Below are 12,777 nucleotides of genomic sequence, written 5' to 3' on the forward strand. Positions count from 1 at the left end.
TCCATGCGCCTTCGCCTCCTCGCCCTCGCCGCGTCCAGCCTGCTGCTGACCGCCACCGCGTGCGGCTCCACGGACGACTCCGGCACCCCGCCCGATGACGAAACGGGGCTTCCGGGCACCCCGGCCGGGGACGTGGCCCCCGCGGACCGCACGGCCTGCGCGGGCCTCACCGTGACGCCCGGCACCTACGACTGGACGGTCGAGCACGGCGGCCACACCCGCGCCTTCCGCGTCCACGTCCCCGCGGGCTACGACGCCACGAAGCCCACGCCCGTCGTCCTCAGCTTCCACGGCTTCGGCTCCACCGAACAGGAGCAGGAGCAGCTGACCGGCTTCTCCACCCTGGCCGACGCGGAGGGCTTCATCGCGGTGTACCCGCGCGGCCTCAACTTCCCGGAAGTCTACGGTCGCGGCGAACCGGACACGCGGGGCTGGAACGGCGAGGCGTGCTGTGGCCCGGCGCAGATTGGCAACGTGGACGACGTGGGCTTCGTGGACGCGCTGCTCGCGGACCTGGACACGCGCGTGTGCACCGACCCGCGCCGCGTCTTCGCCAACGGCTTCTCCAACGGGGGTTTCTTCTCCTACCGGCTGGCCTGTGAGCGCGCGCAGCGCATCGCCGCCATCGCGCCCGTGTCGGGCATGGAGGGCGTGACGGATTGCCGCCCGTCGCGCCCCGTCCCCGTGCTCCATATCCACGGCAGCGCAGACGAGACCATCTTCTACGACGGAGGCGAGAACGTCCTCGGAGGCAAGCCCTACCCGTCCGCTCCGGAGTCCGTGCGCCGCTTCGCGGAGTTCAACGGCTGCACCGGCCCCCAGCAACAGACGTATCAGCAGGGCAACAGTACTTGCGTGGCGTATACGGGCTGCCAGCCGGAGAGCGCCACCGCGAGCCTGTGCACCGTCACCGGCGGCAAGCATGCGTGGCCTGGGCAGCCGCTCTACAATGGCGGCACGACGGACCTGGACGCGTCCCTCCAGATGTGGCGCTTCTTCCAGGCGCGTCCCCGCCCCTGAAGGAGGCAAGCCACGCCGCCCCGCGCCCTCATCATCAACGCCGATGACCTGGGCTACGACCCGGGCATCACCCGAGGCATCCTCCAGGCACTGCGCGAGGGCGTCGTCTCCTCCGCCACCCTGCTGGTGAACGCACCGGACTCCGAGTCCGCCGCGAGGCAGGCCCGGGGGCTCGCCATCGGGTTGCACCTGAACCTGGACCGGGGCGCGCCCGTGGCCCCTGGCTTCCCGCGCGAGTGGAGCACCGTCGATGGAAGCCTCGACGGAACCCGAGTGGGAACGCTCCCCGCGGACGTGGTGGAGGCGGAGGCGCTCGCGCAACTGGAGCGGCTGGAACGGCTGCTGGGCCAGGCCGCCACGCACCTGGACGTGCACAAGCACCTGCACCGGAATCCCCAGGTCCTGGAGGGACTGTCACGCGTCGCGAGGCGCGCGGGCCTGCCGGTGCGGTCCATCGACGCGGACATGCGCGGCGCGCTGAGGGCCCGGGGCGTGGCCACGAACGACCACTTCGTGGGCGAGTCCGGCGCGACGGCGTACTGGACGCCAGAGCGCTTCTCCCAGTCCCTGGCGGCGCTGCCCGCGGAAGGCGTCACGGAGTGGATGTGTCACCCCGGCCACCTGCCCGAGCTCGTCACCACGCGCTACGCCGCGCAGCGCGAGGTGGAGTGGACCACCTTCGTGGACGCCCGCTCGCGCACGGCCCTGGAACAAGCGGGAGTGCGCCCCACGGACTTCCGCGTCCTGCGTGAGGCCCCACTCACGCGGGCGTGACGAGCGGAAGCTTCGACTCCACCGGCCTCAGCATCCTCCGCACGGGCAGTCTCACGCGGGCGTGACGAGCGGAAGCTCCGACTCCACCGGAGTCAGCGTCCGGCGCTTCTCGCGCGTCAGCACGGTGCGCACACCCGCGAGCAGCTCCTCCGGGCGGTACGGCCGGGGACACAGCGCGGCGTTCTCCTGCGCCCACCACGGCCGCGCATCCCCCGCCAGCAGGATGGGCACCGGCCGCGCGCGGGGCAGCGTGGCGAAGGTCTCCAGGAAGCTGCCCACCGCGGACTGCGTGGCGCTCGTGGACAGGACGATGAGGTCCACCGGCAGGTGCGTCGCCTTGCGCAGGGCCTCCGCGCCGCTCTGCACGGTGAAGACCTCGAAGCCCTCCGCCCGCAGGGTGCGCTCCGCCGTGGCCTCCTGATTCGAGTCCTCGTCCAGCACCAGCACGCGCCGGGGCAGCCTCCGCACCTCGTGCGCGGGCATGCGCGGCAGGTCCAAGAGGAACGTGGAGCCCTCGCCCTCGCGGCTGCGGAGCGCCAGCGCGCCGCCGTGCATCTTCACGATGGAGTGGCTGATGAACAGGCCCAGGCCCAGCCCGCCGAAGTTGCGGTGCGACACGTTGCGCGCCCGGTAGAAGCGCTGGAACACCAGCGCCTGATCCGCGCCCGGAATCCCGATGCCGTGGTCCTGCACCTGGATGCGCGCGGACTCGCCCGTGCGCCCCACCCGCACCGCGATGGGCGCCCCCGCCGGGCTGTACTTGTGCGCGTTCTCCAGCAGGTTCACCAGCACCTGCTCCAGCCGGTCCCTGTCCCCCAGGACCCAGACGCCGTCGTGCGGCACGTCCACCGTGAAGGGGCGCTCGAAGGCGTGCCGGAAGTGGTCCACCACCTCCGCCACCAGCTGCCCCACCTCCAATGGCGACGAGTCCAGCGCCAGCCGGCCCAGCTCCAGGCGGCTTGCGTCCAGCAGGTCCTCCACCAGCCCCGCGAGCCGGTCCACCTGCCGCTTGGACTTGAGCACGCTCGAGAGCGGCACCGGCTGCCCCGCGGCGATGCGGCGCTCCATGGAGTACAGGCCCAGCTTCAGCGGCGTGAGCGGCGTCTTCAGCTCGTGCGACGCGATGGACATGAACTCCTCGCGCACGCGCAGGGCGGACTGGGCCTCCCGCAACAGCCGCGCGTTCTCCACCGCCACCGCCAGCTGGCTGGCCGCCGCGCTCCACATCTCCAGCTCACGCACGGAGAAGGACGCGCCCTGTTCCTTGTAGATGAGCAGCAGCCCCACCGTGCGGCGCGGCGCGCACAGCGGCACCGCCGCGAACACGGAGCCCACCGCGTCGCCGTAGCCACGCTGGATGCCCAACTGTGGCTGGCGCAGGGCCAGGGCCTGACGGTAGGGGTCCTCGGACGGGTCGAACGCGTCCTGCGGCGCGTCCAGGCCCTCCAGGTCCGACACCGCCATGCGCTTGAGCGTCGCGTCGTCCTCCTCGTAGAGGAACACCTCCGCGCGCCGCACCTGGGCACACCGCACCAGCGAAACCACGGCGGCCGAGCAGACGCGGTCGACCTCCAGCGACTCACCCACCGCGCGAGCAATCTCCCGCACGGCCTGTGAAAACGCGCCCTCGTCGTCCACGCCGGACGGCTCCACCACCAGCCACGCCCCGGCCGTGCCGTTCGTGTGGGTGGGCTTCACCTGCACACGCACCTGCCGGAGCGTGCGGGTGATGACATGGCCGGAGTGGGCCCGGTGCTCGCGGATGGCGCGCTCCAGGGCGTCCAGGCTGCGGCCGGGCTCCAGGGCCTCCAGCAGGGTGCTGCCCGGGGAGAGCGTCACGCCCGTCTTGGCCGCGAAGCCCTCCTCGCACCATTGGACGCGCAAGTCAGGACCCACACGCAGGAGCGCTTGGGGCAGGCACGAGAGGACATCCTCGACGTCATTGGGTGGCAGCATGAGGGGCGGGACGCGCTCGCAACAGGGGTCGCCGGAGGGAGATAGGAATCCCCGAGCATGATCGCCAACCACCCCCGGACGTTCTCCTGTCCCGGAGGGTCGCGGCACGTTGGGCCCCGAACAGAGCCGGCACCGGGCGGCCAGGGAGGCGCCGTTGTGGAGGGCGGTGACACGCGCCGAACGTGTGCTACACGACAGCGCATGTCCTCTCAGCCGTCCAAGGAAATCCAGACCTTCCCCAACCCCGCCGCCGATCGCGACTACGAGATCGCCTTCGACGTGCCGGAGTTCACCTGCCTGTGCCCCCTGACGGGCCAGCCGGACTTCGCGCGCTTCACCATCAAGTACGTGCCGGATCAGCTGTGCGTGGAGCTCAAGAGCTTGAAGCTCTACATGTGGTCCTACCGCAACGAGGGCGCCTTCCACGAGAAGGTGACCAACACCATCGCGGACGACATCATCAAGGCCATCCAGCCGCGCAAGCTCACGGTGGTGGGTGACTTCTTCGTGCGCGGCGGCATCGGGACCATCGTCACCGTCACGCACGACAAGAAGAAGCAGGCCTGAGCCACGCCTCTCAGCGGGTGAGCTGCTCCAGGAGCGGCACCCACTGGGACTGGGACAGGTAGAGGCCGGTGCCCGCCGCCGCGATGCCGGCGGTGAGCGCGGCCAGCACCCATTTGAGTTTGCTCGGAGCGCGTGAGGGCTTCTTCGTGGCGAAGACGTCCAGCACGCCCAGCTCCTGCTGGGTCAGGTGGGCCAGGGCCTCCGTCTCCGTGAGCTTCTCGCGGTAGCGCAGGAAGGCCACGAGCAGCGCGGGGTGGGACACACGCACCTCGTGGGCGAGGAACAGGTCCAGTTCGCGGCGCATGGCCGCGGCGTCCGGGAAGCGGGCCTCCGGCTTCACCGACAGCGCGCGCTTCACGATGCGCGCGAGCGGTGGCGGCACGTTCGGAGCCACCTTCTGGAGCGGCGTGAACTTGCCGTCGCGGATGCGGGCAAAGACTTCGCCGGCCGTCTTGCCCACGAAGGGGCGGGTGCCGGAGAGGGCCTCGTAGAGAAGCACGCCCAGGGAGAAGATGTCGGTCCTCGCGTCGATGGGCGCGCCCGTGACCTGCTCCGGGGACATGTACGACGGCGTGCCCACGGCCATGCCCTGCTGGGTGAGGGCTTCGAGGCTGACGTCCTTGGCGATGCCGAAGTCCATGAGCTTCACCTCACCGGACTTGGTGAGCATGACGTTCGCGGGCTTGAGGTCGCGGTGGATGATGCGGCGGAAGTGCGCGTGGTCGAGCGCGCTGGCGATGCGCGCGCCGATGACGGCGGCGACGTCCGGAGGCAGCGGGCCGTCCTTGATGAGGCCGTGGAGGGTGGGACCGTCCACGTACTCCATGACCATGAAGAGGCTGTCGTTCTTCTCCACCAGGTCATAGAGCGTGACGATGTTCTGGTGGCGGAAGGCGGCGAGCGCCAGCGCCTCGCGGCGGAAGCGGGACAAGGCCTCCTGGTCGCGCTGGCCTTCGGGGAGCAGCTCCTTGATGGCGACCTCGCGCTGAAGCAGCTCATGCAGGCCGCGATACACCAACGCCATGCCGCCGCGGCCCAGCTCGCCGAGCACGCGGCAGGCGCCAATCTTGCGGTGACGGATCCTCTCACTCTTCTCTGCGGCGGCGACGGTCACGGGCCGCAGGGTATCGATTCACGTCTCATGCGTCGATGGGCCCTCCATGGAGGGGTGGGTTCGCACAGGTGTGATGGAAAGGCGCGGTGTCGCTGTCTCACGCCAGGGGGCCTACCTGTGGCGCGGGGACTGGCAGGATGGGGACACGGGACTGGGACGCGGGACGGATTGGCTGTGGGTGTTCGTGGCGGTGGGGCTGGGCGGCTGCGCGGGGCCACGTCCGCGCACGTATGCGCAGCAGGGCATGGACTCGGTGTCGAACACCTGCCGGACCCAGCCTGCGCTGTGCGTCGGGCAGGAGTCGGTGGTGCCCGTCCCACGCGCGGCGCAAGTGGCCACGCTGATGGCGGGGGCGAAGCTGGCCCTGGACGCGGAGGCGAAACGGGCAGTGGAGTCCGTGCTGAAGAAATGCGCGGAGGATGCACGGTCGGAGGTGATGCTCCGGTATCACGATGGGAAGGACCCTACGGTCGAGCAGTGCAACGAACTGGTTCGCAATGCTCGAGGCGAGACCGTGTCCCGTGCCATCTGGCTGGGGGAACAGATGCACGCCGTGGCGCTGGCGTGCGCCGCAGAGGGCCTGGAGGCCGTGATTCCAGGGCGCTTCAGCATCGAGCCGACCTACCGCCTTGCTCAACGCACCGGCACCTTCACGCCCTTGAGTCGCCAAGAGGTCGAACTGCTCAAGCAGCCCCGGTTCCTGTACGAGCTGAAGGGGACGGTCTCACCGGACGTTGTCATTCACTCCGGTGACCTCATCCGGGTCAGCGCGGTCTACGATTTCAAGTTCTTCTGTTCGAACGCCGCCACGACCTCCGCGCCCGGGTGGCGGCCCCTTTCAAAGAGCGCTTCGCCCACCGATCCGACACAGAAAAACACCTATATGGACGCCTTCAATCTAGGCCATGAGCAGGTTCTCCGCGTCATTCCCAGGTGGGGGATACTCCGATGACAAGCCTGCCCCGCGTTCGGATCTACATCAGAGATGACTTCGGGCCAGACCTCCTCGCCGTGAATGACGGCCTCCAGTTGTGTCTCTTCATGCCGCACGCGCACAACGCCTTGAAGCCTCGGATACAGCGGGCGCTCGACCTCTATCGGGAGGCCATTGGAAAGGACGCCCTGGGCTTCTATGGAGATCTCGACGGCCAATGGCAGACAATCGACACGGAGAGCTGGAAGCTCATCCATCATCGCCTTCACGACGAAGATGTCTGCCATCTTCAATTGCTGGGTGGATCCACCTCGGACGTTCCCACGGAACCCCACCGGTACAAGTTCCATTACGTGGGGTACGCGCTCGATCGCCCCCCCGAAGACCTCCATTGGCCGGACGCCGTCAGCGCACTGCGGCTGACCTTCCCCACGGAGTTCCTGGAAGCCCAGGGCCCCGAGCGCTTCCGAGCACTGGCGATTGAGATTGCCGGTATCCTCCCCTTCGGTTCAGGCCATGCGGGTCTTTCATTCAACGGCGAGCCTCTGGCATCTGTCGTCCGCGATGAGGTGAAGGCATTGAGCTTCCGCCATCCGGCCATGGACGTGCTTGAATTCGACGATGTGGCCCGGGACCTGGGCACGCGAGTCCGCGCCCCGGCCTGGATGAACTTCCTGGGTCCACCGGTCCTCCATGAACTGGGGGGAGTGGAAGGTCTGCGCTCCCGGCTGCACTCGCCGGGCACCACCGTGCAAGCACTGGGTCCAGACCGGGCTGTCGTCACGCTGGGCCCATGGCCGGAGGCCGGCGACACCGAGCAGGGACAGACCTTGCCTGCCTACCGGGAGCTCGCGCGCGTGCTCGAACCATGGCTCTACCAGGAGGCCGGGGCAGAGGACTCTGACTTCTTCACCACGACGCGCCGCTGGCAGCGCCGCTTCCTCGACTGAGCGCTCCGTCTCCCGTCCCCCTCCGCCCTGCACCGCCCCGCGGGCGTTCCCATGCTTCTTCCATTCAACGTGCCTGGGAGGACGCCATGACGGAACGGGACGCATACATCCAGAAGATGGAGGCCGAGCAGAGTGAGGCGACCGCTCGCTTCCGCGAAATCGAAGCCCAGGCGGACCTGGCCGACAGTGAGGACACCCTCGATGTCCTCACCGGCGCCCGTGCCTTCAACGACGACGTCAACCGCGAGATCCAGGCGCTCCGCCGCGCGGACCAGCGCGACTGGGACCGCGTCAAAGCCGGCGCGGAGAAGGCCCGCAGCCGATTCCGCGAGCACCTGGACCACGCGGGCAGCCGGTGGGGCGAGCTCCGCGAAGGCTACCAGCGCCAGCGCGAAGCCGAGCTGAAGGAGCTGGGCGCGCAGATGGACCGCTGGGTCGCCTCCCACAAGCGCACCCGGGCCGAGGACTCGCTCCTCACCCGCGAGGAGCTCGACTTCATCACGCGCGGCCTGAAGACCTCCGGCGAGATGCTCAAGAACCTGCGCAACGCGCACGGGCATGTCTGGAAGACCGCCCGCGATCAGTACGAGGCCAACTGGCGCGAACTGCAGGAACGCTCCCGCATCATCCGCTCCGACGGCGCCCAGGATGAATCCGGCGTCTCCCCCTCCTGAAGCCCCATCTTCACCAACGCCACACGGCTGTCACACGGCTACGCTAGGAAACGCCCCCACCTGGAGGGACACGGCCCGGAAGGACCGTGCCCCTCCAGGCGTTTTCGTCCGCGAGCCCATGGCCCTTCCAGCACGCCCCTCCCCGACTCCCGTCCTCGCCGCCATCGATGTGGGCACCAACGCCGTGCGCCTGGAGCTGGCCCGCCCGGACGCCGAGGGCTCGCTTGAAACCCTCCACCAGGAGCGAGACCCCATCCGCCCCGGCGAGGGCGTCTTCAACACCGGCGTGATGCCCCCGGAGACGGCCGACCGCCTCCTGTCCACCCTGCGCCGCTACGCCGCGCTCTGCCGCCGCCACAAGGCCCAGGTGCGCGCCGTCGCCACCAGCGCGCTGCGCGAGGCCCGCAACCAGCAGGACATCGTGCGCCGCGTGCACGAGGAGGCGGGCCTGGAGCTGGAGGTCGTCAGCGGCAAGGAGGAGGCCCGCCTCATCTGCCTGGGCGTGCTGCACAGGAAGCCCGCCAACACCCGCTCGCTCCTCGTGGACATCGGCGGTGGCAGCACGGAGGTCGCCATCGCCACCGGCGAGAAGGCCGACGAGCTCTGGAGCCTCTCCCTGGGCTCCGTGCGCCTCACGGAGGTGTTCGACACCGCGCGCACCGTGACGCCCAAGCAGCTGCGGCTGATGCGCAGCTTCGTGGAAGAGACCCTCCACAAGACACTCCCGGAGAAGCTCCCCGCCCTGCCCCGCGTGGCGCTGGGCTCGTCCGGCACCATTGGCGCCGTGGTCGGCTTCGCCGCCGCGGACAACGGAGGCAATGCCACCGTGCGACAGCTCACCCAGACCGTGGAGGCCCTGGCGAAGATGCCGCCGGAGCGCCGCCGCAAGCGCTTCGACCCGCGCCGCGCGGACATCATCGTCTCCGGCGCCGTCATCCTGGAGGGCGTCGCGCGCCACCTGGGCGTGGAGTCCGTCAGCGTCGTCAACCGCGGCCTGCGCGACGGCCTGCTGGTGGACCTGCTCTACCGCCAGGACGAAACACGCGAAGACCACAGCCTCGCGGACGCGGCCCTCGTCATGGGCCAGCGCTTCCGCTTCGACGAGAAGCACGCCCGCCAGGTGGCTCGCCTGTCCCTGACCCTCTTCGACAGCCTGGCCTCACTGCACCAACTGCCCCTGTCCGTGCGCCCGCACCTGGAGGTCGCCGCGCTGCTGCACGACATCGGCACGGCGGTCAGCTACGAGCGCCACCACCGCCACACGTACTACCTCATCCACAACGCGGACATCCCGGGCCTCGCGGACCGCGAGCGTGAAATCATCGCGCGCGTCGCCCGCTACCACCGGCGCTCCCCGCCGGAGCTGTCCCACTCCGGAATGGCCGGGCTCACTCCGTCCGAAGCGCGGCGCGTGCGCAAGCTGGCCACGCTGCTGCGCCTGGCGAACGCGTTGGACCACAGCCACCACCAGCCCATCCGCGACTTCAAGGTGACGGACGGCCGCGAGGCGGTGACGCTGCACCTGCACGCCCGCCACCCCCTCGACCTGGAGCTGTGGAACGCCGAGCGCGAGGTCGTGGCCTTCCGCAAGGTGTTCGGCAAGCGGCTCGCCTTCCAGGTCCACTCGACGGGACGCTAGGGCCACTGCCTCCCCGCCCGCTCTCCAGCAGAGGGAGCGCGGCGCCGGTCCTGCCCGGCCCCACCGCCGTGCCCAGAGTCCAGACGAACGGGTCCGTGTGCCTTCGAGTAGGCGCCGTGGGCCTTCACGTCTTTCGAGGCCCTGGCGGGGCAAGGAGCGGAACATGAAGGCAGTCGTTTTCCATGGCATCGGGGACATCCGGCTGGACGACGTCCCGGAGCCGAAGCTGAAGGAGCCCACGGACGCCATCATCCGGCTGACCGCCAGCGCCATCTGCGGCACGGACCTGCACATGATCCGCGGCACCATGGCGGGCATGAAGCCCGGCACCATCCTCGGCCACGAAGGCGTGGGCGTCATCGAGGAGCTGGGCAAGGACGTGCGCAACTTCAACGTGGGCGACCGCGTGGTCATCTGCTCCACCATCGCGTGCGGCAACTGCTCTTACTGCCGCGCGGGCTACTACGCCCAATGCAACGACGCGAACCCCAACGGCCCCGCCGCGGGCACCGCCTTCTTCGGAGGGCCGGAGATGACGGGTCCCTTCGACGGCATGCAGGCGGAGAAGGCGCGCATCCCGCACGCGGCGGTCACCATGGTGAAGGTGCCTGAAGGCGTCACCGACGACCAGGCCATCATGGTTTCCGACATCTTCCCCACGGGCTACTTCGGGGCGGAGATGGCGGAGATCAAACCGGGTGACACCGTGGCGGTGTTCGGCTGCGGCCCGGTGGGCCTGTTCGCCATCGTGAGCGCGAGGCTCCTGGGCGCGGGCCGCGTCTTCGCCATCGACAGCCACGAGGACCGGCTGGCGCTCGCGAGGGCCCAGGGCGCGGAGGTCATCAACTTCGAGCAGGAGGACCCGGTGGAGACGCTCAAGCGCCTCACGGCGGGCATCGGCGTGGACCGCGCCATCGACGCGGTGGGCGTGGACGCGCAGCACGCGCACCACGGCCCGGCCGCCAAGAAGGCCAAGGTGGAGAAGCCCGGGTTCAAGCGCGAGGTGGAGCAGGTCGCGCCCAAGCAGAAGCCGGACGGGGACAACTGGGTGCCCGGCGACGCGCCGTCGCAGGCCGCGCAGTGGGCGGTGCAGTCGCTGGCCAAGGCGGGCACGCTGTCCATCATCGGCGTGTATCCGCAGACGATGACCGCGTTCCCCATTGGCGAGGCGATGAACAAGAACCTCACCCTGCGCATGGGCAACTGCAACCACCGCAAGTACATCCCCAAGCTGCTGGAGCTGGTGCGCTCCGGCACGGTGGACCCCACGGCCATCCTGAGCCACGTGAAGTCCATGGCCTCCGCCATCGACGCGTACCGCAACTTCGACCTGCGCAAGCCGGGCTGGGTGAAGGTGGAGCTGGAGCCGGGCGCCACGCTCCAGTGACGCGTCACGAATCCAGGATGAGGCACGTGTCGCCGAACTCGTGCCCCAGGTAGCCCGCCGCTTCCGCGTGCGCCGAGGCCCGGAGCAGGAGCGGAAGCGGCGCGAAGGCTTGCAGCAGCGCATGGTGGCTGCTCCCCGGGTCGTGTACGCCGGTGAGCAGCCCGTGCACCACCCGGGGCACGTAGCCGGGCCCGAGCAGCAGGTCCGTCACGTCCTCGCCCGGCACCAGCCTCCCGTGTTGCGTCGCGCGCCCTTCCAGTGCACGCACCACGGTGGTGCCCACCGCCACCACACGTCCACCCCGAGCCCGAGTCTCCTCCACCAGCGACACGGTGCGCTCGGGGATGTCCGAGCGTTCGGGCCGGGGAAGCGCCGCGTCCAGCGCCGCGTCGCCCGTGGAGGAGAGCCCCGCCGCGTGCGTGAGGGACGCCCAACGCACGCCGCGCGCCTTCAGCCGCAGCAGCACGGACGCGGTGAGGGGCAGACCCGCGGAAGGCATCTCCGCGGCCCACGGCCGTGAGGCGTAGAGCGTCTGCACGTGCCACAGCGCGAGCGGCCCCGCTGTGTACGCGTACTGCACCGGACGGCCCGCGGAGTAGAGGGCCTGCCAGAGCGCCGCGCCGGTCCGGTCGAAGGCCACGCGCAGGAGCCGGGGGGATGGGGGCAGCACCTCCACCACCCGCGCGGTGAGTCCGCCGACTTCCAGGCGCGCGCCCACGGGGAGTTCGGGCGGAGGGGGCCGGTCCTCGGTGCGCCGTCGCCAGTCTCCCGCGCCGAAGAGGACGGCGGTCCAGGTGTCGTCGGGTTCGCGGGAGAGGAGTCGCAGCTCGATGGCGGCGCCCGAGCCGGTGCGGCCCGTGAGGGAGCCGGGCAGCGTGGCCGCGTCGTTCATCACCAGCAGGTCGCCTTCGCGCAGCAGTTGGGGCAGCTCCGAGGCGACGGTGTCGGTGAAGCGTTCGCGGCGGGGCTCCACGTGCAGGAGCCTCGCGGTATCGGGGTGTTCCCGGGGCCAGCGTGCGGCGTTCATGCGGCCTCCCATCTCGCGGCCTCGAAGCGCAGGCCGGACGCGGTGTCCCGGGCCTCCACGAGCGCGAGGATGCGCGCGGCCACGTCCTCCGGCTTCGCCAGCGTCGCGGGGTCGGCGTCCGGGAGCGCGTCGCGGTGCATGGTCGTGTCCATGTCACCGGGGTCCACGGTGAGCAGGCGCACGCCGCTGCCCTCGAACTCAGAGGCCCAGATGCGCGTCAGGTGCTCCAGCGCGGCCTTCGACATGCTGTAGGCGCCCCAGCGGGGATAGGCGGACACGGCGGCGTCGGAGGTGATGTTGAGGATGAGTCCCCGGCCCCGGACGACCATGCTCCCCGCGACGGCCTTCGTCAGACGGAAGGGCCCCAGCAGGTTGACCTCCAGCACCTGCGACACGTCCTCGCACGCCGTGTCGAGCAGGAGCGGCAGGGGCGTGGGACCCAGGGTGCTCGCGTTGTTGATCAGGACGTCCAGCGGGCCCACCAGCGCGGTGGCGGCGCCGACCAGCGGGTAGATGGCCTGCTTTTCCCCCACGTCGAAGGCGAGCCCGTGCACCGCCAGTCCTCGCGCCTTCAGGGGCGCCACCGCCGCCTCCAGCGCTTTCGCGTCGCGCGCCACGCCCACCACCCGGGCGCCCCGCCGGGCAAAGGCCTCCATCAGGGCCCGGCCCAGTCCCCGGCTCGCGCCCGTCACCAGCACTGCTTGATTCCGCATGTCCATGGCGTGTCTCTCCTTG

At 70.2% G+C, this 12,777-nt stretch carries 12 protein-coding genes; 8 read left to right on the forward strand and 4 right to left on the reverse strand.

The features are described 5' to 3' along the window. Positions 1 to 3: 3 nt before the first annotated feature. Positions 4 to 1,020 (forward strand): PHB depolymerase family esterase, encoded by a 1,017-nt coding sequence (locus D7Y21_RS00100; protein WP_121710445.1) that lies wholly within the window; start codon positions 4 to 6, stop codon positions 1,018 to 1,020. A 33-nt stretch (positions 1,021 to 1,053) separates the two neighbouring features. Beyond that, positions 1,054 to 1,794, forward strand: coding sequence for a carbohydrate deacetylase (locus D7Y21_RS00105; RefSeq protein WP_255427285.1), 741 nt, complete (start codon positions 1,054 to 1,056; stop codon positions 1,792 to 1,794). Positions 1,795 to 1,845: 51 nt separating this feature from the next. Here the strand turns inward: D7Y21_RS00105 and D7Y21_RS00110 are convergent, their stop codons facing one another. Beyond that, positions 1,846 to 3,750, reverse strand: coding sequence for an ATP-binding protein (locus D7Y21_RS00110; RefSeq protein ID WP_121710449.1), 1,905 nt, complete (start codon positions 3,748 to 3,750; stop codon positions 1,846 to 1,848). A 201-nt stretch (positions 3,751 to 3,951) separates the two neighbouring features. On the opposite strand from D7Y21_RS00110, the gene queF reads away from it, so the two are divergent. Continuing rightward, positions 3,952 to 4,317 carry a preQ(1) synthase gene (queF, locus tag D7Y21_RS00115; RefSeq protein ID WP_120525213.1) on the forward strand — a complete coding sequence of 122 codons (366 nt, stop codon included), beginning with the start codon at positions 3,952 to 3,954 and terminating at the stop codon, positions 4,315 to 4,317. 10 nt (positions 4,318 to 4,327) lie between these two features. Here queF and D7Y21_RS00120 read toward each other — a convergent pair whose 3' ends face one another. After that, positions 4,328 to 5,341: a serine/threonine-protein kinase gene (locus tag D7Y21_RS00120; protein ID WP_233591402.1), complete on the reverse strand. Its 1,014-nt coding sequence runs from the start codon at positions 5,339 to 5,341 to the stop codon at positions 4,328 to 4,330. Positions 5,342 to 5,609: 268 nt separating this feature from the next. On the opposite strand from D7Y21_RS00120, the gene D7Y21_RS00125 reads away from it, so the two are divergent. The 5 genes from D7Y21_RS00125 (at position 5,610) to D7Y21_RS00145 (ending at position 11,015) form a co-directional block, all read left to right on the forward strand. Continuing rightward, positions 5,610 to 6,383: a hypothetical protein gene (locus tag D7Y21_RS00125; protein ID WP_147469150.1), complete on the forward strand. Its 774-nt coding sequence runs from the start codon at positions 5,610 to 5,612 to the stop codon at positions 6,381 to 6,383. Then, entirely contained in the window at positions 6,380 to 7,315 is a 936-nt protein-coding gene (locus D7Y21_RS00130; RefSeq protein WP_120561402.1) for a DUF3396 domain-containing protein, read from the forward strand. The genes D7Y21_RS00125 and D7Y21_RS00130 overlap by 4 nt, the downstream gene beginning before the upstream one ends. A gap of 86 nt (positions 7,316 to 7,401) precedes the next feature. Further along, complete coding sequence (locus D7Y21_RS00135) at positions 7,402 to 7,989, forward strand: hypothetical protein (RefSeq protein ID WP_120561401.1); 588 nt, start codon at positions 7,402 to 7,404, stop codon at positions 7,987 to 7,989. Positions 7,990 to 8,107: 118 nt separating this feature from the next. Continuing rightward, positions 8,108 to 9,628 carry a Ppx/GppA phosphatase family protein gene (locus D7Y21_RS00140; protein WP_121710453.1) on the forward strand — a complete coding sequence of 507 codons (1,521 nt, stop codon included), beginning with the start codon at positions 8,108 to 8,110 and terminating at the stop codon, positions 9,626 to 9,628. A gap of 163 nt (positions 9,629 to 9,791) precedes the next feature. Continuing rightward, positions 9,792 to 11,015: a zinc-dependent alcohol dehydrogenase gene (locus D7Y21_RS00145; RefSeq protein ID WP_121710455.1), complete on the forward strand. Its 1,224-nt coding sequence runs from the start codon at positions 9,792 to 9,794 to the stop codon at positions 11,013 to 11,015. Between the two features lie 4 nt (positions 11,016 to 11,019). Here the strand turns inward: D7Y21_RS00145 and D7Y21_RS00150 are convergent, their stop codons facing one another. Together D7Y21_RS00150 and D7Y21_RS00155 are read right to left on the reverse strand one after the other, a co-directional pair. Then, positions 11,020 to 12,042, reverse strand: a complete 1,023-nt coding sequence (locus tag D7Y21_RS00150) for an S-adenosylmethionine:tRNA ribosyltransferase-isomerase (protein WP_199735334.1) — start codon at positions 12,040 to 12,042, stop codon at positions 11,020 to 11,022. Continuing rightward, positions 12,039 to 12,755, reverse strand: a complete 717-nt coding sequence (locus tag D7Y21_RS00155; RefSeq protein ID WP_304988547.1) for an SDR family oxidoreductase — start codon at positions 12,753 to 12,755, stop codon at positions 12,039 to 12,041. The genes D7Y21_RS00150 and D7Y21_RS00155 overlap by 4 nt, the downstream gene beginning before the upstream one ends. Positions 12,756 to 12,777 lie beyond the last annotated feature (22 nt).

Origin of the sequence: Corallococcus sp. AB045, from assembly GCF_003668895.1 — a bacterium.
Lineage (GTDB): Bacteria > Myxococcota > Myxococcia > Myxococcales > Myxococcaceae > Corallococcus > Corallococcus coralloides.

What these genes read in the sequence shown, in the direction of transcription:
- D7Y21_RS00100 (WP_121710445.1), top strand. Translation starts at nt 4, where the DNA reads ATGCGCCTTCGCCTCCTCGCCCTCGCCGCGTCCAGCCTGCTGCTGACC.
- D7Y21_RS00110 (WP_121710449.1), bottom strand. Translation starts at nt 3,750, where the DNA reads ATGCTGCCACCCAATGACGTCGAGGATGTCCTCTCGTGCCTGCCCCAA.
- queF (WP_120525213.1), top strand. Translation starts at nt 3,952, where the DNA reads ATGTCCTCTCAGCCGTCCAAGGAAATCCAGACCTTCCCCAACCCCGCC.
- D7Y21_RS00120 (WP_233591402.1), bottom strand. Translation starts at nt 5,341, where the DNA reads ATGGCGTTGGTGTATCGCGGCCTGCATGAGCTGCTTCAGCGCGAGGTC.
- D7Y21_RS00130 (WP_120561402.1), top strand. Translation starts at nt 6,380, where the DNA reads ATGACAAGCCTGCCCCGCGTTCGGATCTACATCAGAGATGACTTCGGG.
- D7Y21_RS00135 (WP_120561401.1), top strand. Translation starts at nt 7,402, where the DNA reads ATGACGGAACGGGACGCATACATCCAGAAGATGGAGGCCGAGCAGAGT.
- D7Y21_RS00140 (WP_121710453.1), top strand. Translation starts at nt 8,108, where the DNA reads ATGGCCCTTCCAGCACGCCCCTCCCCGACTCCCGTCCTCGCCGCCATC.
- D7Y21_RS00145 (WP_121710455.1), top strand. Translation starts at nt 9,792, where the DNA reads ATGAAGGCAGTCGTTTTCCATGGCATCGGGGACATCCGGCTGGACGAC.
- D7Y21_RS00150 (WP_199735334.1), bottom strand. Translation starts at nt 12,042, where the DNA reads ATGAACGCCGCACGCTGGCCCCGGGAACACCCCGATACCGCGAGGCTC.
- D7Y21_RS00155 (WP_304988547.1), bottom strand. Translation starts at nt 12,755, where the DNA reads ATGCGGAATCAAGCAGTGCTGGTGACGGGCGCGAGCCGGGGACTGGGC.